26 protein-coding genes and 2 tRNA genes are annotated in these 21,629 nt (G+C 40.9%); 13 read left to right on the top strand and 15 right to left on the bottom strand.

The window, feature by feature from the left end; all coding sequences use genetic code 11:
- Window position 1 precedes the first annotated feature (1 nt).
- Window positions 2-77, top strand: a tRNA-Gly gene (locus QL229_RS11475).
- A gap of 85 nt (window positions 78-162) precedes the next feature.
- Window positions 163-238 (top strand) — tRNA-Gly (locus QL229_RS11470).
- A 70-nt stretch (window positions 239-308) separates the two neighbouring features.
- On the opposite strand, the gene QL229_RS11465 is transcribed toward QL229_RS11470, so the two are convergent.
- From QL229_RS11465 to QL229_RS11455, 3 genes are all read right to left on the bottom strand, one after another.
- Window positions 309-734: a secondary thiamine-phosphate synthase enzyme YjbQ gene (locus QL229_RS11465; RefSeq protein WP_130166180.1), complete on the bottom strand. Its 426-nt coding sequence runs from the start codon at window positions 732-734 to the stop codon at window positions 309-311.
- Window positions 731-1,198, bottom strand: a complete 468-nt coding sequence (locus QL229_RS11460; RefSeq protein ID WP_281546914.1) for a chemotaxis protein CheX — start codon at window positions 1,196-1,198, stop codon at window positions 731-733. Before QL229_RS11460 ends, QL229_RS11465 begins: the two co-directional genes overlap by 4 nt.
- Before the next feature lie 75 nt (window positions 1,199-1,273).
- The gene (locus tag QL229_RS11455) at window positions 1,274-1,708 is read right to left on the bottom strand and encodes a transcriptional repressor (protein ID WP_138558083.1); all 435 of its coding nucleotides are present in this window, start codon (window positions 1,706-1,708) and stop codon (window positions 1,274-1,276) included.
- 94 nt (window positions 1,709-1,802) lie between these two features.
- On the opposite strand from QL229_RS11455, the gene QL229_RS11450 reads away from it, so the two are divergent.
- From QL229_RS11450 to QL229_RS11410, 9 genes are all read left to right on the top strand, one after another.
- On the top strand, window positions 1,803-2,423 hold the full coding sequence (locus QL229_RS11450; protein ID WP_135923414.1) for a MarC family protein: 621 nt from the start codon (window positions 1,803-1,805) through the stop codon (window positions 2,421-2,423).
- A gap of 97 nt (window positions 2,424-2,520) precedes the next feature.
- On the top strand, window positions 2,521-3,000 hold the full coding sequence (locus QL229_RS11445; protein WP_135923415.1) for a hypothetical protein: 480 nt from the start codon (window positions 2,521-2,523) through the stop codon (window positions 2,998-3,000).
- A 226-nt stretch (window positions 3,001-3,226) separates the two neighbouring features.
- A complete protein-coding gene (gene dusA, locus QL229_RS11440) occupies window positions 3,227-4,204 on the top strand; it encodes a tRNA dihydrouridine(20/20a) synthase DusA (protein WP_281546913.1) in 978 nt (325 codons plus the stop codon).
- A 236-nt stretch (window positions 4,205-4,440) separates the two neighbouring features.
- Window positions 4,441-5,115 (top strand): PspA/IM30 family protein, encoded by a 675-nt coding sequence (locus QL229_RS11435; protein ID WP_281546912.1) that lies wholly within the window; start codon window positions 4,441-4,443, stop codon window positions 5,113-5,115.
- Between the two features lie 10 nt (window positions 5,116-5,125).
- Window positions 5,126-5,332, top strand: a complete 207-nt coding sequence (locus QL229_RS11430) for a PspC domain-containing protein (protein WP_281546911.1) — start codon at window positions 5,126-5,128, stop codon at window positions 5,330-5,332.
- A 9-nt stretch (window positions 5,333-5,341) separates the two neighbouring features.
- Window positions 5,342-5,668: a hypothetical protein gene (locus tag QL229_RS11425; RefSeq protein WP_135923419.1), complete on the top strand. Its 327-nt coding sequence runs from the start codon at window positions 5,342-5,344 to the stop codon at window positions 5,666-5,668.
- An 80-nt stretch (window positions 5,669-5,748) separates the two neighbouring features.
- Window positions 5,749-6,255, top strand: a complete 507-nt coding sequence (locus QL229_RS11420; protein WP_281546910.1) for a copper chaperone PCu(A)C — start codon at window positions 5,749-5,751, stop codon at window positions 6,253-6,255.
- A gap of 8 nt (window positions 6,256-6,263) precedes the next feature.
- The gene (locus QL229_RS11415) at window positions 6,264-7,250 is read left to right on the top strand and encodes a DUF2333 family protein (RefSeq protein WP_135923421.1); all 987 of its coding nucleotides are present in this window, start codon (window positions 6,264-6,266) and stop codon (window positions 7,248-7,250) included.
- A 4-nt stretch (window positions 7,251-7,254) separates the two neighbouring features.
- Window positions 7,255-8,022 carry a TIGR04219 family outer membrane beta-barrel protein gene (locus QL229_RS11410; protein WP_135926227.1) on the top strand — a complete coding sequence of 256 codons (768 nt, stop codon included), beginning with the start codon at window positions 7,255-7,257 and terminating at the stop codon, window positions 8,020-8,022.
- A 31-nt stretch (window positions 8,023-8,053) separates the two neighbouring features.
- On the opposite strand, the gene QL229_RS11405 is transcribed toward QL229_RS11410, so the two are convergent.
- Both QL229_RS11405 and QL229_RS11400 read right to left on the bottom strand, forming a co-directional pair.
- Window positions 8,054-8,941 carry a TIGR03899 family protein gene (locus QL229_RS11405; protein WP_281546909.1) on the bottom strand — a complete coding sequence of 296 codons (888 nt, stop codon included), beginning with the start codon at window positions 8,939-8,941 and terminating at the stop codon, window positions 8,054-8,056.
- Window positions 8,910-9,446, bottom strand: a complete 537-nt coding sequence (locus QL229_RS11400; protein ID WP_281546908.1) for an SRPBCC family protein — start codon at window positions 9,444-9,446, stop codon at window positions 8,910-8,912. Before QL229_RS11400 ends, QL229_RS11405 begins: the two co-directional genes overlap by 32 nt.
- A 233-nt stretch (window positions 9,447-9,679) precedes the next feature.
- Here QL229_RS11400 and QL229_RS11395 point away from each other — a divergent pair, with 233 nt between their 5' ends.
- Both QL229_RS11395 and QL229_RS11390 read left to right on the top strand, forming a co-directional pair.
- Window positions 9,680-11,875 (top strand): EAL domain-containing protein, encoded by a 2,196-nt coding sequence (locus QL229_RS11395; RefSeq protein ID WP_235403631.1) that lies wholly within the window; start codon window positions 9,680-9,682, stop codon window positions 11,873-11,875.
- 121 nt (window positions 11,876-11,996) lie between these two features.
- Window positions 11,997-14,174 (top strand): YgiQ family radical SAM protein, encoded by a 2,178-nt coding sequence (locus QL229_RS11390; protein WP_281546907.1) that lies wholly within the window; start codon window positions 11,997-11,999, stop codon window positions 14,172-14,174.
- A 35-nt stretch (window positions 14,175-14,209) separates the two neighbouring features.
- Here the strand turns inward: QL229_RS11390 and mgtE are convergent, their stop codons facing one another.
- The 10 genes from mgtE to kdsC all read right to left on the bottom strand — a co-directional run bounded on the left by mgtE (window position 14,210) and on the right by kdsC (window position 21,629).
- Entirely contained in the window at window positions 14,210-15,568 is a 1,359-nt protein-coding gene (gene mgtE, locus QL229_RS11385) for a magnesium transporter (protein ID WP_135923426.1), read from the bottom strand.
- A 211-nt stretch (window positions 15,569-15,779) separates the two neighbouring features.
- Window positions 15,780-16,052, bottom strand: a complete 273-nt coding sequence (locus QL229_RS11380) for an HPr family phosphocarrier protein (protein ID WP_135923427.1) — start codon at window positions 16,050-16,052, stop codon at window positions 15,780-15,782.
- Between the two features lie 11 nt (window positions 16,053-16,063).
- Window positions 16,064-16,909, bottom strand: coding sequence for an RNase adapter RapZ (gene rapZ, locus QL229_RS11375; protein ID WP_135923428.1), 846 nt, complete (start codon window positions 16,907-16,909; stop codon window positions 16,064-16,066).
- A complete protein-coding gene (gene ptsN / locus QL229_RS11370) occupies window positions 16,910-17,362 on the bottom strand; it encodes a PTS IIA-like nitrogen regulatory protein PtsN (protein WP_135923429.1) in 453 nt (150 codons plus the stop codon).
- A gap of 3 nt (window positions 17,363-17,365) precedes the next feature.
- On the bottom strand, window positions 17,366-17,653 hold the full coding sequence (gene hpf, locus QL229_RS11365) for a ribosome hibernation promoting factor (protein ID WP_135923430.1): 288 nt from the start codon (window positions 17,651-17,653) through the stop codon (window positions 17,366-17,368).
- Window positions 17,654-17,679: 26 nt separating this feature from the next.
- Window positions 17,680-19,176: an RNA polymerase factor sigma-54 gene (locus QL229_RS11360; RefSeq protein ID WP_135923431.1), complete on the bottom strand. Its 1,497-nt coding sequence runs from the start codon at window positions 19,174-19,176 to the stop codon at window positions 17,680-17,682.
- Window positions 19,177-19,293: 117 nt separating this feature from the next.
- Entirely contained in the window at window positions 19,294-20,019 is a 726-nt protein-coding gene (lptB, locus tag QL229_RS11355; protein WP_135923432.1) for an LPS export ABC transporter ATP-binding protein, read from the bottom strand.
- The gene (gene lptA, locus QL229_RS11350) at window positions 20,016-20,537 is read right to left on the bottom strand and encodes a lipopolysaccharide transport periplasmic protein LptA (protein WP_135923433.1); all 522 of its coding nucleotides are present in this window, start codon (window positions 20,535-20,537) and stop codon (window positions 20,016-20,018) included. The genes lptB and lptA overlap by 4 nt, the downstream gene beginning before the upstream one ends.
- A complete protein-coding gene (gene lptC, locus QL229_RS11345) occupies window positions 20,527-21,081 on the bottom strand; it encodes an LPS export ABC transporter periplasmic protein LptC (protein WP_135923434.1) in 555 nt (184 codons plus the stop codon). Before lptC ends, lptA begins: the two co-directional genes overlap by 11 nt.
- Window positions 21,078-21,629: a 3-deoxy-manno-octulosonate-8-phosphatase KdsC gene (gene kdsC / locus QL229_RS11340; protein ID WP_281546906.1), complete on the bottom strand. Its 552-nt coding sequence runs from the start codon at window positions 21,627-21,629 to the stop codon at window positions 21,078-21,080. Before kdsC ends, lptC begins: the two co-directional genes overlap by 4 nt.

Genomic DNA, 21,629 nt, shown 5'->3' with positions numbered 1-21,629 from the left:
TGCGGCACTAGCTCAGTTGGTAGAGCGCAACCTTGCCAAGGTTGAGGTCACGAGTTCGAGCCTCGTGTGCCGCTCCAATTTCTCACCAAAAGAAATTGGCTTAAGTTTCAAGGGGAAAGTAACTAACTTGAAGCTTGTAACTTAAAACTAGTAACTTATTGTGCGGCACTAGCTCAGTTGGTAGAGCGCAACCTTGCCAAGGTTGAGGTCACGAGTTCGAGCCTCGTGTGCCGCTCCAATCTCTAAAAAATCCCAAAATACTTTCTTAAATAAAGCTGTTAAAACCAAACTTTGTCTATAGCTAGTTTTTAGATCTGACCTTGAATCGTCGCGACAATGCGTCTAGCACCACCATGGTCTCGGTGTTCACCTAAATAAATACCTTGCCATGTGCCTAGCATTAAGCGGCCTTGATTAATTGGTATGGTGAGTTCAGCACCTAATGTACTGCTTTTTATATGGGCTGGCATATCGTCATCACCTTCATAATCATGACGATAATAACTTTGTCGTTCTGGCACAAAGTGATTGAAGTGACTTTCCATATCCATTCGCACAGTCGGATCTGCATTTTCGTTAATGGTTAAGCTTGCAGAAGTGTGCTGAATGAAAAGGTGTAATAAACCGACTTTGTACTGTGTTATTTCGGGGAGTTGACGAAGTATTTCGTCATCAATAATGTGAAAGCCTCGCGAGCGAGGCTTTAATTGAATTGTTTTTTGCTGCCAACTCATAGTTTATCAAAGCTTACTTCGATATTGGCGTTACCGTCAGCTGACGTGAATGGAATTAACACCTTGGCACCTTCGCATTTGTGAGCAATTGTATGTCCTTTGCCAGACACTACAACTGGCGTTGCCATATCAAACTCATAGCCTTTTTCGCCAAGTAAGGTTTTAGCACCACCTGTCACCATGTTAGTGATTTCACCGACCATATCGGTAACTTCTTCATCGATAGTTTCTGGTCGTTCTCCGAGCATTCTTTCCATAATGGTTAATGCTAGGCTTTCATCAAATGAGATTGAAAGTGAGCCTTTTGTTTGTGGTCCAACCATACCTATTAAACCGGAAACATCACCACGGGCTACTTCATCTTTTTTTAAACTAGGTTTACCCGGTTTCAATTCTGTTTGAGCCATGGTGCTCAATACATTTAATAATGATGATAAAAATGGGTTGATGAACTCCACATTCATTATTTAATTTCCCTCAGGTTACGCAGCCAAGCTGCAATTATAACTTAAGTGTAGTGGCTGTTCTGAACAGTGCACTTAATCTTTGCAATTTTCACACTTTCCATGTGCTTCGATAGTTTGTCCAGAGACAATAAATCCACTTTCTGCGGCGAGATTATTCAGTTCGTGAGAAATCACTGTTGAATGTAACTCTTTAACAAAACCACAGCTGTCGCAAATTAATAGTTGTACAGGGTGAATATGATCGAAATGATGGCACAACATAAAAGAGTTAGTACTTTCGATTTTATGAATAAAGCCAAGTTCAGACAAAAAATCTAACGCGCGATAAATAGTGGCAGGTTTTGCACCAGACTCAGTTAATTTAAGTTGTTCTAATAAGTCATAAGCACCTACACCACCTTGCGCACTAGCTAAAAGGCGAAATACTTTTTCACGGATAGGCGTGAAACGTGCACCACGATTGTCGCAGACTTGTTTTGCTTTACTAACGAGTGATTCTATATTCATCTTCTCTTATCCTTACGCTACCGTGATATACTAACATACTGTATTGTAGTTGCAGTGTTTTTATTCGCTATCTCGTTTTCAAGGAAGTTTGTTAATGACTGAGTTGCTCGCCGCGTTCATTTTCTTTTTTGCTGTGATTGATCCAATCGGTACGGTGCCTGTCTTTATTGCTGTAACCCGTTGGGATGATGCCAAGTTTAAACGCAAAGTTGCACTTAAAGCGGTAGGAGTGTCGGCATTAGTTTTACTTTTCTTTGTTATTGCTGGGGAGTTGCTGTTAAACGCAATTAAAATTCCTTTATCGGCATTTCAGATTGCTGGCGGCATTGTTCTATTACTTTTTGCGCTGTCTATGATCTTTGGCGAGAGTAAGCCTGAAAGCGAAATTAAAAGTGTCCGTGATAGTACCGAAACGGCTATCTTTCCGCTGGCAATTCCATCTATTGCAAGCCCAGGGGCAATGCTCGGTGCAGTGTTGATGACACGCAATAATGAATACACATGGTTAGAGCAACTAGTTACCTCTGCGATAATGTTATCGGTGCTCATTATCGTCTTAGTGTTACTTTTATTGGCTACTCAAGTTCACAAATTAATTGGTGATAGTGGTGCCAGTATAATCAGCCGAGTGATGGGACTAATTTTATCTTCAGTGGCTGTGACAAACATTCTTGGCGGCATAGCTCACTACTTTGGTTTGAGTGTCGTTGGATAAGATGAATTAAAGTGCATTTTCAGTAATTTAAACTTTGAATATTTGTCTTCTTTTATCTAAGTTAAGAAGTAGGCAATAAAAATTTAAGGAATAGAGAATGCTACTCAAAAATGTTGTTTTATCAGTTTTTCTGATTTTTAGTTTAGGTGCTTGCATGGAGCCAACCTATGACAGTGGTAAGTTAAAAGTTATTGAAGTAACTGATCATGATTTTAAAATTAATGGTGAAAGCGCAGTAACAGTGATCATTGGTCATGCAAATGTTGCTGAGTACAGCTTTTCACTTCGTAAAAGTGATTTAAAGAAAGGTACACTTTTACAATCAGTGTCTGACAGCAACCCGAATGTTCGCGCTGATGGTACATTTTTTAGTGAATACTATGTGCAGTCAAAAGATCATGATACTCATGCATCAATTGAAATTGTTGAAATCGACCCTGTTGAAAAAGTAGCGCGTATTGCAGTGGGTGCCAAACTAGTTAACCTTAAGAACGAAGATTATAAAGAGTTAGAAATCACCATATTTGAACTTACAGGCAAAAACTTAGAACACCTCCTTAATGAAGTTAAAAGTTAATTTATCCACCATTTTGTAAGAAGTGAGTGTGTAGTCCACTTCTTTTATTCTTTTCTTCCCCATCTTTGATTATGTCATGTTGCGATTGAGCATTAGTGATATAATATCGAAAATTTTGTCAGGGCATGATGTATCTCTTAAAATTGCGTCATCGCTGTACTGAGCGTTAATCGTATTAGGTAATCAAGTTGCAAGTAAACGTATTGATCTTTAAAGGGGCCATGTTATGAGCACAACGACATTAAACCGCCGTTTTTCCGTGGCACCCATGTTAGATTGGACAGATCGTCACTGTCGAACTTTTCACCGTAAAATGACTAAGCATGCTGTGCTTTACACTGAAATGGTGACAACAGGGGCTATTTTATTTGGTAAAGGCGACTACCTTCATTTTAACCAGCATGAAGGGCCTGTGGCATTGCAGCTTGGTGGCTCAGATCCAGAAGCGTTGGCTAAGTGTGCAAAGTTAGCGGCAGAGCGTGGCTATGATGAGGTTAACCTTAATGTTGGTTGTCCTTCTGACCGTGTGAAAAATGGTCGTTTTGGTGCTTGTTTAATGGCAGAGCCGAAGCTGGTTGCTGACTGTGTTGCAGCAATGAAGGCCGAAGTGACTATTCCTGTTACAGTTAAAACGCGCATTGGCATTGATGAGCAAGACTCGTATGAGTTTTTATGTGCCTTAATTGAAGCAAGTCATGATGTTGGTTGTGATGACTTTATTATTCATGCCCGTAAAGCATGGTTAAATGGTTTAAGCCCAAAAGAAAATCGTGAGATCCCACCACTTGATTACCCGCGTGTTTATCAGCTGAAAAAAGATTATCCGCAACTTCACTTAAGTTTAAATGGTGGCGTGAAAACCATTGCTGATAGTGTGGCTCACCTTGAGTATGTTGATGGCATTATGATTGGTCGTGAAGCGTATAGTAATCCGTTTATTTTGTCTGAGGTTGATGAAAACATTTATGGTGATGAAGCCTTTACGCTTACTCGTCATCAGGTTGTTCGCTCTATGTATGACTATATCGAAGATGAAATGAGCAACGGTGCTAACTTTTGGCATATTGCTCGCCACATGTTGGGGATTTTCCAAGGCCAACCTGGCGCGCGTGGTTTCAGACGTCACCTTTCAGAAAAGGGTCATGGTAAAGCGGCTGATTTATCTGTTATGGATAAAGCCTTAAGTTTTGTCCCAGAAGCCTAATCATATCCCTCATTAAAAAAGCCACATTTTGTGGCTTTTTTTGATCCTAAAATTTGGTGAAAAAGTTAATTTTTTAGTCAAATTAGTTATTTTTCATTCAGTCACCAGTCAGTCTAATTCTTGATTTTTAAATCTCAACTTATTGTATTTAAATAGTTATTTTTATTTTTGTGGTAGTTGGCACAAGAATTGGAATCTCCTTGATGTATTAACCCAATAATCAACAGGAGAGTCACATGGGTGTTTTAAATCGCGTAAATGACATTATTCAGGCAAACCTTTCAGCTGCATTAGACAAAGCAGAAGATCCTGAAAAGCTACTGAACTTACTTGTGCAAGAAATGCAGGATGCATTGAGTGAGTGTCGTGCAACTGCAGCCACGTTTCTAACGCAAGAAAAGCAAATGAAGCGTGAAATTGCCGCTAAACAAGCAAGAGTAGCTGACTGGCAAGCGAAGGCAGAAAAAGCACTGAGTAAAGATCGTGACGATCTTGCCAAAGCTGCATTAGTTGAAAAACAGCGTTTAACTACAGAAATCGAAGCGCAACAAGCTGAAATGAATAAAGTGGCTGAGTCACTAGCAAAGCTCACTGAAGATTGTCAGCGTTTACAAAATAAGCTTGCAGATGCAAAAGCAAAGCAACTGACTTATATGCAAAAAGAGCGCGTTGTTACAGCACGTTTAAAAGTAAAAGAGCAGCTGCATAGCAGTAAAGTTGAAGATGCATTAGCGCGTTTTGACTACTTAGAGCAACGCGTTGAAAATATTGAATCGCAGGTTGAAGCGTATGAACTTACGCAAAGTGATGCGGCAAATTCAACAGCAGCACAAATTGCAGCGCTTGAGAAAAATGACGCGATTGATAAAGAACTTGCTGATTTAAAAGCAAGTATGAAGCAATCTGCTTAGGAGTTTAGTGATGAATACATATCATACATCAACACGTTGGTACCGAGATCTAAGTAACAAGAGGATCTCTGGTGTGTGTAGTGGCTTAGCTGCACGATTAGGCTTTCCGGTATGGTCTACACGTTTAGTCATGATCATACTACTTATTCAAATGCCGTTGTTAATAGGCTTGGGTTATTTAGTGGCTCATTGCACTTTACCAGTTAAAGGTTATTAGGAGTCTTTTATGAAAACGTTAGCTATCATCATCTTAGCAATGTTATTACTGTGCACAGATACAATTTCGTTTGTATCGTTTGATACATGGCAGTTGCCTTTGTCGATTGCAGATATGAGCTGGGCTGGGCTTGAAGTGCTTGGTGCTATCATCGCAGTAATTGCCGTTGTGGCTGGGGTTGCTTTATTTACTATTGGCTTAATTGGCGCAGGTGTTGTTGCTGTGATTGGCGTAGTGCTTGCGTTTTTATTTGGCTCAGTTGTAATTGCATGGCCGTTATTGTTAATCGCCGCGTTGTGTTGGCTGGTTGCCGATAACAAAAAATCAGTGGCTTAAGCTGTGAATAAACTGCCTTAATAGCCAAAGTATGCTAAATTTAGCGGGTAAGTAGATGTCTTAACAAGGATTAAAACATAATGAAGTTGTTACCCGCACTGTCTTTTTTTACTGCAAGTTTATTATTTAGTACGTTTACATCTGCCCATAGCGGTCATGAGCACAGCGAGGTTGCAGAAGTTACCGTGAGTGACGCCCAAGTTCGAGAATTCTTACCCGCTAGTAAAGCGACAGTTGCTTATCTTACTATTACCAATCCAAGCGATCACGCCACAGTGCTTACCAAAGCCGAACTGGATGGTTTAGGCCGCGTTGAAATTCATCAGCATACGCATGTTGATGGCATGATGAAAATGCAACAGGTTCTTTCACTGGAAATTAGCGCTCATAGTCAGGTGGAATTTAAACCTGGCGGTTATCATTTAATGGTTTTTGAACCAGAGGATGAACTAAAAGCAGGGCAAGAGCGTAAACTCACGCTATATTTTAAAAACGGCAACCGAGTTTTTGCTCAAGCTAAGGTTGTGTCTTTACAAGAAATGTCTGAACAGGCTGCAAATAAGAGTGAACAACACTCACACCACTAGGAGGTACCATGTCTGAGCATAAAGGAAAAATAGCCAGCGCATTACTTATCATTTTAATTATTTTCTATGCAATTGCGGTTTACTGGAGTAGTGAGCCAGATCGCATGGATGTTGTAAACAAGGCAAAACAAGAAGCCCAACAACGGGGTGAAAAGTTTGTCACCGGTTACACAACCACGTCAACACTCATTAATGTTGCAAGTACATTGTTAAACAAACCGGGTGGCTATTTATCAAATGATATTATGCCACCAAGTGTGATGATGGATAATATGCCGGCATGGGAATACGGGGCGCTTGAGATGACTCGAGACCTGGTATTGTCGATGCGTAAAGACTTTAGTCGTTCACAATCACAGTCGACCGAACATGAGGCTCTGAAAAAAGCGCAGCCGCAATTTAATATAAGTTCAGTAGCATGGGCATGGCCAAGTGCTGAGGCTGAATATCAAAAAGGCATTGATTTACTGATTGTATATCGAACTCAAATTGCGGATCAAAATGACCGCGATAGCCAGTTTTATGCCCGTGCAGATAATCTACGTGGTTGGTTAAAAGAAGCTGAAAAACGCCTAGGCAGTTTAAGCCAACGCTTAAGTGCCAGTGTCGGCCAAGAACGCTTAAACACAGATCTAGCCGGTGATACCGCAGCCCATCAAGCAACCTATACGCCTTTACAGAATCAGGTAAAAACATCATGGTGGCAAATTGATGATGTGTTTTATGAGTCTCGTGGTGCAACATGGGCGTTGCTGCATTTTTTACAGGCAGTTGAATATGATTTTGCCGATGTCTTAGAAAAGAAAAATGCGCGTGTTAGCCTGCAACAGATTATTCGTGAATTAGAGGCCACACAAGAAACCGTGTGGAGTCCAATGATATTAAATGGTAGTGGTTTTGGCTTTGTAGCCAATCATTCATTAGTAATGGCGAATTATATTTCTCGAGCCAATGCGGCTCTAATTGAACTTAGCGAACTTTTAGCGCAAGGATAAAATGATGAAAAAGTACTGTTTAGCGGCCGCTTTATCGATGGCCTGTTTAGCTCCGACAGCGCAAGCTGACACATTATTAGGTTTATATCTTGGTGTTGATGGCTGGCAATCTGATAACAGCGGTAGTTTTGCCCAAGACGGTAATCTACAAAGCTTCAAATTTGATGATGAGACGTTTACGAGCTACTACGCAGCACTAGAGCACCCAGTACCACTTGTACCAAATATTAAACTTAAGTACACAGAGCTTGAATTAAACGGTTCAACCATGCTTGATGAAAGCTTTAGCTTTGGCGATTCTAACTACGTGGTAGGTACAACCGTTGGTACGGTAAGTGATTTGTCACATGTTGATTATATTCTTTACTATGAGATTTTTGATAACGATTTAGTGTCTATCGATTTAGGTGTCAATGCTAAACAGTTTGATGGTGAGATTACGGTAACGGGTACATCGCAAAACGGTGGACCAAGCACTACTGAGCGTGTTGATTTTTCAGGCTTTGTACCATTAGTGTATGGCCGTGCTGAAGTTGGCTTACCATTAACTGGCTTGAGTGTTTTCTTTGAAGGTAGCTTACTGGCTATTGATGATAGTAAGGTTCAAGATTATCAAGCCGGTATTGCTTATGCGTTACTTGATAACCTTGCTATTGATATGGATATTAAAGCGGGCTATCGTTCAATGACGCTAGAGCTTGATGATATCGATGATATCTACACAGATATTGATGCTTCTGGGCCATTTGCAGGTATTCAAATTCACTTCTAAATAGATGGTGAATCTATTATTAGCTGGCAGGCTATTTTAAAGCATGCCAGCTAACGTCAAACTCATCTTCTAAGGATGTTGATAAAATATTTTTATAAGCTTTATTTATCGGTGTACTAATGAGTTTTTTAAGCTCATCACCAGTTTGAGTAAACTTATAGTAACTAAGCACCAAATCATTACTTTTAGCTTTTAATACAAGGCGCTGATTCATAAAACTAAGGGCTAACTCTTGACCCGCTTTTAAAACTGCTGATTCAATTTCTTTTCGATACAACAAGTTAATATCCATTAAAGTCAAAATGTCAGGAAAACTAACCGGGGTTTTGCCCAAGTTAAATGACACTTTGTTGCCTTTTCTTAACAAATCAAAAAGCGACGGCTTTTTGTAAAAGCCCAAGAGAATTAAGTGACTGTGGTCTTTTTCGTTAAATCCACACAGCGAGGTGCAGCGCTGTAATGCATCGGCTTCACGCTGAGTCATAAATTTAAGCGTTTGTAAGCTTTTGATTGAAAATGTACCTGGAGCAACAGTTTCACCTGCCAATATTTTTGCCCACAGTTTTTGCATTGCAGCATTTGCAGTATCTTCGCATAAGCTAATAAAGCGCTCTATCCAATCGAAATCTGGTCGTTGTTGACCAGTTACATCGGGGCAAAACGCCATCGCCATTGCCATAATGGTTTCGATATTTTCTTGGCGCTTTATTAATTGGATTTCTTGGCGTGTATGGGCTCTGTCGAGTAATGTTGCTTCAGCTTTTACTTGATAGGGTAGCTGTTGTTGTCCTTGCGGCGAGTATTGCTCATCGTTTGTTTGATTGATTTTTACAGACGATGTTTTATGGATAGGGTATCCAAGCTGGTTTTCGATTATGTTAGCAAGATTAATTCTCGCTTGAGCCGCTTTGACTGTCATCGGTAGCAATTGCCTTTTCTGTTGTTGCTAACTGCGCATAGGTTTTTATATTGTTCAAAGCCAACTTAACCGAGTTACTAAGTATATATTGGCTTAATAAAGCGAGGTAGCCGCCAATAATAGGAGTGTTGACTTCACCTTGTAATGTGCATCTAACCTCAACGCCATCAGCGGCATTTGAAAAACGTATCTCGCCTTTTGCAATGTGCTCTTGGTTAAACAAAATATTAAACATCATTGCATTTTTATTTAGTTGGGTAATGGTCATCTCGCCTTTGCCAAAGCGACTTTGCCAAAACTGATGAGCGCCAACGCCTTGGCTTGGCTCTGCAATTATAAATTCAATACTTGGGTCAACTGCTTGCCAAGGTTGCCACTCAGGCCATTGGTTAAAATCACTAACCAAGCCTGCGATTTCTTCGGCGCTTGCTGATATTCTTATCGACTTATCAACAGTGTATTGTTGAGAAAGCATTAAACCCACCACAAGCGCGATGAGTGTCATAACAAATAATGCTTTTAAACTCACAAAGAATAATTTAATAATCTCACCTCAGGCAATAGTTTTATATCTTTCATAACATTATACGTATCTTAGGCTATAATCTTTTTGATACGACTGTATATGTTATCACTAATGTACCACAGTCGAATAAGTGATAGAATTTTTATGCATCGTTGTAAAGTGGAGAGTCACCATCGATACAGTTTTACGGTGTTCACTTTAAGGAATTATTAATGACATCAGACAGTAATGACTTTTTATTTAACGACCAAGATGATGAGCAGCTTCTCGAAGAAACTGTATCTGATTTTTGGGATGTATTAATAGTCGATGATGATCCTGAAATACATTCTGTCACTAAGCTAGCTTTATCTGGGGTTGAGTTTTGGGATAAAGGCTTGCGATTCCATCATGCCTACTCTGGTGCAGAAGCGCTCGAATTACTTAAAAAAGACCATTCTATTTCCGTTATTTTACTTGATGTTGTGATGGAGTCAGATGATGCTGGCTTACAAGTTGTGAAGCAGGTCAGAGAATGCCTAAAAAATCATAATATTCGTATTATTCTTCGTACTGGTCAGCCAGGGTATGCCCCTGAAGAAAAAGTAATCCGCGAGTACGATATTAATGATTACAAAACTAAAACTGAGCTGACTCGTAGTAAATTGATTACTTCACTGGTAACAGCTATCCGTTCTTATGAACAAGTTTGCCAGCTCGAATTTCAAAGCCGCGCATTAAACAATATTCTACTCGCCTCGAAGGCTATTTTAGGCTTTACCGATATCAAAGCTTTTACCATGGCTGTATTAAAGCAGCTTTCGTTTATTTTAGATTGTGAGCCTCACGGCTTACTGTGTGGTTCGATTGAAGATGACGATCGGGTTTTTGTTTTGGGCGGTGGCGCTGAATACAATGATGTAATTGGTCAGCGAATTGAGCAGCTTGATAATGGTCGTATCATTTTACAAGTGAAAAACTGCCTAGCACAAGGTGAGCATCAACATACTGAGCTTGACAGTACCTATCTACTAAAAAGTAAAAATCGCCAAGCCGCGATTTACTTAGAAACTAATCAAACGCCAAGCCCGTCGCAGTTACAATTTGCCGAGATCTTTTTAACCAATGTAAGCGTTGGTCTTGATAATGTGCGCTTGTTTAACCGTTTATGTGATGCAGCGTATAAAGATATTTTAACAGGTCTTCCTAATCGTAATGATTTTATCAACAAAGTAGAGCGTTTTTATCAGCCCGGTAAAACAGACTATGTTTTTTTATTGATTGATGTTGCCCATTTCTCTGATATCAATAATGGTTTAGGACAAGAAATTGGTAATTTGCTATTAAATGCCATTGTTGAAAGACTGCAACAAGAGTATCCAGATGCCGAGCTACTTTCTCGAATAGGTGCTGATGTGTTTGGTTTGATATTACCAAAACAGCGTTATGACCTTGAGCAGTTACGCGAACATCTTAGTTTACCTTTTACTGCTGGCGAACATATTTTACCTATTAACTTTAAGATTGGCTTGTGCCTTCAAGGTGACTTTCAGAAAGCGGGTATTGAAACACTAAAATTGGCATATATAGCTTTGAACCAAGCTAAAAAGAATTCCTCTGAAATGGTCGTCACGTATACTCCAGAAATGGAAGAGCAGATGGCATGGCGCTTAGGGATTATAAGGCAGCTTCGTCAAGACTTTGAACAACGTAAACTTGAAGTGTGGTTCCAACCGCAACTAGATTTGAATACATTAGAGATCATCGGCTGTGAAGCATTGCTACGTTGGCCGTCAGGAAATGGCCAATATATTTCCCCGGCTATATTTGTTCCCTTGGCTGAAGATGCAGGTTTAATTGTTGAAATAGGGCAGTGGGTACTAGAACAAGCATGTTTACAACAAAAGCGTCTTGAACAGCTTGGCTTTAACATTAGTGTTGCTGTAAACGTTTCAGTGCCACAGTTTAAAGTGAAAGGTTATGCGCAGCAGGTTAAAGACACTCTAATAAAATATGAAGTTAAGCCACAGTTTATAGAGCTTGAAGTAACCGAAAGTGTGGTAATGGACGAGCTGAGCAATGTTATTACCACTCTTGAGGAGTTAAAAGCATTTGGCATTGAAATTGCGATTGATGACTTTGGTACAGGCTTCTCATCGTTGAGTTATTTGCAAAAACTGCCGTTAGATAGACTCAAAATCGACAGAGCATTTATAAAAGACCTACCAGGTAAGGGGTGTGAGGCTATCGCTGCGTTAATTATTTCTTTGGGTGCAAGATTAGGTCTAAAAACAATTGCAGAGGGTGTTGAAACACAAGCACAAGCCGATTATTTGCTTGAGCTTGGTTGTGATGAAGTACAAGGATTTATGTACGCTAAGCCTATGCCTGAGAACGAGTTAATCACATATTTACAAGCCAAACATTAATTAGCTTAGCTCTTGACCCTAGTTACTTGCAGCGCCCTTCAATGTGAAGGGCGTTTTGTTTTCTATAATAATCCATAAGAGTGGGGTATAATTCGCCCCTTTTGTTAGCAGAGTACACTTTATGAGCGCATTAAAAGCCGAGCGAGGCCTGTTTTCTTACCCTAAGTATTGGGCTGAATGCTATGGCACGGCGCCATTTTTACCAACCACCCGTGCAGAAATGGATGCATTAGGCTGGGATAGTTGCGATGTGATTATCGTCAGTGGCGATGCCTATGTTGATCACCCAAGTTTTGGTATGGCTGTAATTGGCCGAATGCTTGAGTCGCAGGGGTTTCGCGTTGGTATTATTGCTCAGCCTGATTGGAACTCAAAAGATGCTTTTATGGCGTTAGGTAAGCCTAACTTATTTTTTGGTGTGACTGCGGGCAATATGGACTCGATGATCAACCGCTATACTGCTGAAAAGCGTATGCGCCATGATGATGCATACACGCCGGGTAACATAGGTGGTAAACGTCCTGATCGTGCTGTGGTTGTGTATAGTCAACGCTGTCGTGAAGCTTATAAAGATGTGCCGTTAATTATTGGTGGTATTGAGGCGAGTTTACGTCGTATTGCGCACTATGATTACTGGCAAGAAAAAGTACGCCGAAGTGTTTTGTTTGATGCCAAAGCTGACATTTTAATTTACGGTAATGCCGAGCGTCCGCTTGTTGAAGTTGCGCACCGAATTGCTGGTGGTGAGTCGGTTGATACCATTCAAGATATTCGTGGTACTGCGGTTATTCGAAAAGAGCCTTTGCCGGGCTGGCGTGGCAGTGACTCTACGGCTATCGATAAAATCGGTAAGATTGATCCAATTCCAAACCCGTATGGTGCAGATGATGTCGGTTGTAGTAAGTCTGAGTTTAAACAAGCGGGTATTGATTTAAGCGTTGAGGCTGCCAAACCAATCACTATTCAGCCTGCGCGTCCTAAGCCATGGGAAAAGACCTACGTTAAGTTACCAGCGTATGAGCAAGTGAGTGTAAATAAACCGCTTTATGCCCATGCGTCGCGTATTTTGCACCAAGAAACAAACCCAGGTTGTGCACGTGCCTTGTTTCAACGCCATGGCGACCGTTCGATTTGGGTGAATCCGCCAGCATTTCCGCTTGAAACTGAAGAAATGGATGGCGTATTTGGTTTGCCATATCAGCGTATTCCGCACCCAAGCTATGGCGATGAAAAAATTCCTGCCTATGAAATGATTAAAACCTCGGTGAACATTATGCGAGGGTGCTTTGGTGGTTGTTCTTTCTGTTCGATTACAGAACATGAAGGACGCATTATTCAAAGCCGTTCAGAGCAATCAATTATTGATGAAATTGAGCAAATTCGTGACAAAGTACCGGGCTTCACAGGGGTAATTTCTGACTTAGGTGGCCCAACAGCGAATATGTATAAATTGCGCTGTAAGAGCAAAAAGGCCGAGAGCACGTGCCGACGTTTATCATGTGTTTATCCTGATATCTGTAAGCATATGGACACCGATCACACCCCAACGATTGAGCTTTATAAAAAAGCCCGTGATGTGAAAGGCGTGAAGAAAATCTTGATTGCGTCAGGCGTACGCTATGACTTAGCAGTGGAAGATCCACGCTATGTAAAAGAGCTGGTTACTCATCACGTAGGCGGCTACTTAAAAATTGCCCCTGAGCATACTGAGGATGGCCCATTATCTAAGATGATGAAGCCGGGTATGGGTGCTTACGATAAGTTTAAAGAGCTATTTGATAAATACTCAAAAGAAGCCGGTAAGAAACAGTATTTGATCCCGTATTTTATTTCTGCACATCCAGGAACGAAAGACGAAGACATGGTTAACATGGCGTTATGGTTAAAAGCAAATGACTTTAAGCTTGATCAGGTACAAAATTTTTACCCGTCGCCAATGGCCAATGCAACGACAATTTATCATACCGAGATGAACTCGTTACGTAATATTAAAAACAATACTGAACAAGTGCCTGTGCCAAAAGGGGCACGTCAGCGTCGTTTGCATAAAGCTATTTTACGCTATCATGATCCTGCCGGCTGGCCGATGATCCGCGAAGCTCTCAGAAAAATGGGCAAAGCGAATCTAATCGGGAAAGGGCCAAACTGTTTGGTGCCTGAAGAGAGTCGCAACGAAAAAGCGGCAAATAGTAAAGGTGGTAAAGGCCGTGCAGCACTTACACGTCACACTGGTTTTAGCCAATTCAAAAAGGCCAATACCAAACCTAGAGTAGGTAAAAATAAGCAGCGCGCAAAGTAAAGGATATAAATGGCCCTTAAAGGGCCGTTTTTATATTAGATCAATAACCAGGTTGCAGTGCCTAAAAAAGCAAAAATACCAACAATATCGGTGACGGTTGTCAGTACCACACTGCCGGCGAGGGCTGGGTCAATTTTCATTTTCTTAAGAATTAACGGAATACTCGCACCCGCGATACCAGCGGCAACAAGATTCATAAACATCGCAAACGCTAAGACCGCACCGAGCTTAAAGTCCCATTGCCATAGGGCAACCACACCAGCAATCAATATCGACCAAATAACGCCATTCAGTGCGCCTATCGCCAGTTCCTTAAGTAATAAGAAGCGTTGGTTTGTTTGGTTGATATGGCCAACCGCTATACCACGAATAACCAGTGTTAATGTTTGGCTACCTGCAACACCACCCATTGAAGGTACGATACCATTTAGTACCGCCAAAATAGGCAAGATTGCTAAGGTGTTTTCAAAAAAGCTTGCCACAATTGCTGCTAGCAATGCGGTTAATAAGTTAACTCCCAGCCAAATAGAGCGACGCTGCGAACTTTTGAGTACTGGCGCAAAGGTATCTTCTTCGTCGTCAAGACCAGCAAGGCTTAACATGCTATGTTCAGCATCTTCACGGATTACGTCAACGATATCATCGATGGTAATACGACCAAGCAAGTGAGCGTTATCATCAACAACAGGGGCTGAAATCCAGTTATGACGCTCGAACAATTGCGCTACATCACTTTCATCCATTGAGATTAGGATTGACTCACACTCTTCATCCATTAAATCACGAACAATTTTATCCGATGAGTTGGTCAGTAATGTGGTTAACGAAAGCGCGCCTAAAAAGCAGTTATGTTTATCAACAACGTATAAGTCATCTGTACCCTCTGGTAGTTCACCACGCAAGCGTAAATAGCGCAGGACTACATCTAAGGTAACATCTGGACGAATTGTTACCGTATCGCTGTTCATCAGGGCACCGGCTGAACGCTCTTGGTACGACAGTGCCTGAGTTGCCCTTTCTCTATCTTGCGAGTCCATTGCACTGACTACGTCTTGATAAACGGTGTCAGGAAGGCTACGAAGAACTTCACCTAAGTCATCGTCGTCCATGTCTTCGGTTGCAGCAGCAATGTGCTCAGGCTCCATCTGAGCAATAATACCTAAACGTACGTCTTCAGAGAGTTCTTCTAAAACATCACCACGCACATCTGGGTCTACCAACTGCCATAGCATGCGACGAATTTTATGGGGAGATGACTCTAATAATAAAGCGGTATCACACGGAGCTGTTTTAGCGAGCATGCCTCGCACCTGAACAAATTGTCCACTATTGAGTGACTTGGTCACTTGTTTAAGTTGTTGTAGTGGGTAGTCTTGTTCAAAGGCTTCTGGCATTGGCGTCCTTACAACTGAAAATAGATTAATAAAGATTCTGCAAATACAGCATAGTTGCTAAGTGGTGTATTTGCAGGATATCTTCACACTGCGATAAAATTATTAAGTGCTTTGTATTTTTAAGGTGTGAACGATATAAAAGTAGGATATTTAAAGAGAATTATAAATACCTGAACTAAGTTTAACTTAAACGGTTAAGCCTTAGCAAACGCTATTCTTGTTCATGAAAGCGTTGTGCAATTAATTCTCCAATTGCGTTCAGTGCAGCCTCTGCATCTGGGCCTTCACATACCACACGCACTTCTTTACCTTGGCTACTTTCAAGTAGCATTAAGGCTAAAACACTATCACCTTCAGCTTCTTTATCGTCTTGATAAAGCATAATTTTAGCATCAAATTGCAAAGCAAGTTGTGCTAAAACAGTGGCTGCTCGTGCGTGCAAGCCAAGCTTATTTTGAATTAAAAACGTGTCTTCTGCGTGCATCTGGCATCCAATTAAATATCTTGCTCGCGATGGCGGATTTTTACGTTTGCATGCGTTTTTGAAAAGCTATCACCAATGGTCTGCGCTAAATATACCGAGCGATGTTGCCCGCCAGTACAGCCAATTGCGATGGTAAGATAGCTGCGATTGTTACGCTCAAGGTGAGGCAACCATGTTTGCACAAATGTTTGAATTTGCCATGTAAATTTTTGCACTATGCTATGACTTGCAAGGTAATCTTTTACTGGTTGATCTAAGCCTGTGAGTGGCTTTAGGTCTGGCTCCCAGTGTGGATTTGGTAAAAAACGTGCATCAAATACGTAATCGGCTTCTTTTGGAATACCATGTTTAAAGCCAAACGACATAAAGGTGATAATCAGCTTTTTATCTTTTTTACCTAAGATCTTTTCACGAATTGATTCAGCTAACTGATGAACACTCAGGTCGGTGGTATCAATCATAAAATCAGCGCGCGTGATCAGTACATCCAGTAATACTCTTTCTTGCTTAATTGCTAAATCGAGTGGCAGCGAGTCAATCGATAGAGGATGTAAGCGTCGCGTTTCAGAAAAGCGTTTGATCAGAGTTTGGTCATCACTGTCTAAATAGAACAGTGTTGGGTTTGCGAAACCTGGCAGGTATTCAAGAATATCATTAAACTCTTGCTGCTCTTTCGGTAAGTTACGCACATCTATGCTGACTGCTATTTTGTCATAGTTGTCTGAAACGCTACGAACAAGCGAAGGTAATAAGTTGACTGGGATATTATCAACACAGTAGTAACCCAAGTCTTCAAGTACACGTAAAGCGACCGATTTACCTGAGCCTGAGCGACCGCTGATGATAATTAATTCCATTTATGCCTCTGCTGATATGACCTGAAACAGTTCGTGGTCTGTTTTAGCGCTACGTAACTGTTTACAAAACTCTTTATCTTTTAGTCTATCAGCAATTGTCGATAATGTCTTTAGGTGAAGTTGGCTGTCTCCATCTGGTACGATGAGTGCAACGAAAATATCCACAGGTCGGTTATCAATTGCGTCAAAATTGATTGGGGATTCACTCACTATGACAAATGCCTGTGGTTGCTCTGCACCACTCATGCGGCCATGTGGAATAGCAATGCCACGACCAATACCTGTACTGCCTAATTTTTCTCTATTGAGTAAGGCATCAAGGACGTCTTGTTGAGATAAATGAGGAAGCTGCTGGTGAGCCAGCTCGCTGATATATTCAAGGATTCTTTTTTTGCTATTAAAAAGGACCGCAGCTTTGCTGCAGTCCTGGTTAGTAAGTGAACTAAGTTTCATAATTTAGTGTCGAGCTAATTTCTCTTTGTGTTTAATGACTTGACGATCTAGTTTGTCGATTAGCGAGTCAATGGCTGCATACATATCTTGGTGTGCAGTTGAGGCAAAGAGCTCGCCTCCATTTACATGTAAAGTTGCTTCTGCTTTTTGGCTTAATTTTTCTACATCTAGAATGACATGTACATTATTAATGTGGTCAAAATGCCTTTCTAGTTTTGCAAACTTGCTGTTTACATAGTCTCTTAATGAATCAGTGATTTCTACATGACGACCAGTTAAATTTAGTTGCATAAGCATTTTCCTTCTATGTAAAACGTCTAAATCAAACTCTTACGCTGATTAGACGGAGGTATCGCTAGAGACTCTCGATATTTTGCAATTGTGCGTCTAGCTACTTTAATTCCTTGCTCAGCCAATATATCTGCAATTTTACTATCACTCAATGGTTTAGCTGAGTTTTCTGCAGCGATAAGCTTTTTGATCAAAGCGCGAATTGCTGTTGATGAACACTCACCACCGTTTTCTGTGCTGACATGGCTTGAGAAGAAATATTTCAACTCAAAAATCCCGCGAGGGGTGTGCATGTATTTTTGTGTTGTAACACGTGAAATTGTCGATTCATGCATTTCGACCATTTCTGCGACATCGTTCAGCACCATTGGTTTCATGGCTTCTGGGCCATGTTCAAAAAATGCTTGTTGTTGCTGTACGATACAATTGGTCACTTTTAAAAGTGTATCGTTACGGCTCTCTAAGCTTTTAATAAACCATTTAGCTTCTTGTAAATGAGAGCGAATAAACTGGCTATCGCTGCTCGATTTTACTGAGCGTGACATAGCTGCATATTGGCTATTCACTCTAATTTTTGGCATACAATCTGGGTTTAGTTCAACGACCCAACGACCTTTAACTTTTTTAACCGATACATCGGGTATAACGTACTCAGACTCTTCGCGAACTATGCTGTCTGCTGGCTTAGGGTTTAAGCTGTGGATCAGCGTCATTACTTCTTTTAGTTCGCTTTCTTTAAGCTTAGTCTTTTTCATCAAAGTGCGATAGTCGCGACTTGCTAATAATTCAATATGCTCAGATAAAACCATTTTAGTTTCAGCTAAATACGGCGTACTCGCATCGAATTGGCGAAGCTGGATACATAAGCACTCTTGTAAGCTACGGGCACCAATCCCTACTGGATCAAACAACTGTATTCTCTTTAAGACCGCTTCGACTTCATCTAGTTCGATTTCTTCTTCATCATTATTTTGATTAAAACTTTCGACTATGTCTTCGCAGCTAACAGTTAAAATACCTGAGTCATCAATTGCCTCTACGATGGCGACAGCGATCGCTTCGTCAGTTGGGCTAAATGGTGTGAGTTGTAATTGCCACATAAGGTATTCATGGAGGGTTTCAGTCGATGCACCTTGATAAATTGACTCATCTTCTGGCATTGGACCTGATGATGTTGATGGGGCAGCACTCATGTACTCATCCCATGTCACATCCATGGCTAAATCGTCACTTACGGTGTCTTTGTTAAGGGCATCGCTGCTTTCTTGTTCGTACTCACTCGGCGCTTCTTCGGCCGATGCACTTAGCTGAGTATCATCAGATTCAGCTTTTTGCTCGTTCTTACCAATGTTTTCATCGTTGTAATCTGCTTCTTCCACTTCAAGCAGAGGGTTACTATCAAGTGCTTCTTGAATTTCTTGCTGGAGATCCAATGTACTAAGCTGCAGCAAGCGAATTGCTTGTTGCAGTTGTGGAGTCATTGTAAGTTGCTGGCCCATGCGCAGCTGTAATGATTGCCTCATGTATCCCTAACAATCCTTTTATGTGTTATCGACACCTGTGCAGTCACAGGTAAATTTATATCGATTTATTGTCATTGTTATTTAGTTTAGCAGATGCGCTAGATGGTGGCTTATTGGTTATAGCCTGAATTGCTCACCTAGATACACATCGCGTACGGTTTGGTCAGCTAAAACATGCTCAGGTGTTCCTGATGCAATTAGCTCCCCATGAGAAACAATGTAGGCTTTTTCACAAACATCAAGGGTTTCTCTAACATTATGGTCAGTGATTAATACACCAATACCACGATTTTTTAAGTGTTCAATAATTTTCTTTATATCTAACACTGAAATAGGATCAACACCAGCAAAAGGCTCATCTAACAAGATAAATTTAGGGTTTGCTGCTAATGCCCGAGCAATTTCTACGCGACGACGCTCGCCCCCAGATAAGGCCATGCCTTGACTATCACGAATATGCTGAATACTAAATTCATCAAGTAAGTTGTTGAGTGTTTCTTCTCGGCCTTGTTTATTTAAATCTTTACGCGTTTCTAAAATAGCCATTAGGTTTTGATAAACCGTTAACTTTCTAAAAATAGATGACTCTTGTGGTAGGTAACCAATCCCTAAACGTGCTCGGCTATGCATTGGCAAAAGTGTAATATCGTTATCATCAATGCTGATCTTGCCTTTATCGCTAGGTACTAAGCCAACAATCATATAGAAAGTGGTGGTTTTGCCTGCGCCATTTGGGCCAAGCAAACCAACGATACTGCCCGCTTCAACTTCAAGACCCACATTTTTGACAACTTGGCGGCCTTTATAGCTTTTTGCTAAAAGCTCTGCTTTTAATGTGCTCATGGTTGGCCTTTATCGTCTTGTTTGTTGTCTACAGGCACTAAGATTGTGTGTACACGGTCTGTTGAGTTTTCATCTTTTTCTGCGCTAATTAGTTGTTGTGCCATATCATAGGTAATGCTTTTCGCTGTTACTTTTTGGCCTGCTTGAGTCACTTCGGCTTCGCCATTTAAAGTTAAGAAGCGCTTGGCTACGTCGTAGCGAACTTCTTCTGCACTGGCGCTCATTACCGTGCCATCTGCTTGCTTTTCTTCAAAATAAGCAGGCTTACCTGTGGCGATAATTAACTCAACAGTACCTTCTGTATCACCACCATGGGCTTCAAGGCGTTCGGCTGTGATCCGGCGGTTACCATGTATAATTTCGACATTGCCTTCAAATATACCAACGCCATCTTTTAGCTTACCAGTTTGGCGATCTGAGCTTATGCTAATTTGTGCGCCTGTCTGCTCGGCAGCTACGCCTGAAAAGGCAATCAATAAGCTTGGGATCAGGAGTAATTTCTTCAGTTTATTGGTCATAGTATATGGTTCGTGTATGGTTAGTTAACTCTACAATCTCGGTTTTTAAATTAGCTTTTAGGCCTTTACCGGTAATTTTTAAATTTGGTCCTGTTAGCGTCACAGGTTGCTTCGAAAACATGGTCATTTGTTCTATATCAACGTTAATGTTTTCAGCTTTAATATCTTCGATCATGCCATTATGGGTTAAGTTTTTAGCAACAACATCGCCTTCAAAAATAAGCTGATCGTTTTCATATAAGGTGGCTTCTTTAGCTTTTACTTGCCAAATTTGCTGGTCGCCATAAAGTGTAAAAATAGGTTGCTCAAAAAAGGTAAACCCAAGTTGCTGATACAGCTCCATTTTTGCAGCAGCCACTTTATGGCTAATCTTGCCTTGCTCATCATAAGCGGTTTGCTTTAGTGCAACGGCCGTATAATCGGGAGTTGCAATAATCTCGTCTTCACTATTTATTGTGTTTGTTGTTTGGTTAAAGTACGGATACCACAACCACACCATGCAACAAACAAAAACAATACTCAGTAAAATACGGGCTATATTCATGTGCTGGTTCCATCGCTAGTTAACGGCTTACCGTTTTCTAACATCAGTAAATCTGTTAATTCACGTACAGCGCCAAAGCCACCCGGTAGCATGGTCGTATAGTGAGCCAGTTTTTTTATCAATGGGTGCGCATCATTGACTGCTACCGCAAAGCCTACTTTTTCCATTACAGGCAAATCAGGGCCATCGTCACCAATGTACGCTATTTGCTCATCTTCTAGGCCAAGTTTATCTTTTAACTCTTGGTATGCAATCAGCTTTGTTTCTTGGCCTTGATAAATATGCTGTACGGTTAGGCTAGTCATTCGCTGCTGAACTATTTGTGAATGGCGCCCGGTAATAACGGCAACTTCAAAGCCACTATTAATGAGTGCTTTGATGCCAAAGCCATCTTTGGTATTAAATGCTTTAAGCTCTTCGCCCTGATTTCCAAGATAAATTCTGCCATCAGAAAAAACGCCATCAATATCACATATTAGTAACTTAACTTTTTGAGCACGCTGACTTACATCAGGACTAAGGGGCTGGTATAGCTCGGCGAATGTCAT

Origin of the sequence: Pseudoalteromonas sp. PAR1, assembly GCF_947311895.1 — a bacterium.
Lineage (GTDB): Bacteria > Pseudomonadota > Gammaproteobacteria > Enterobacterales > Alteromonadaceae > Pseudoalteromonas > Pseudoalteromonas lipolytica_C.
This window is presented reverse-complemented; position numbering and strand designations above follow the sequence as displayed.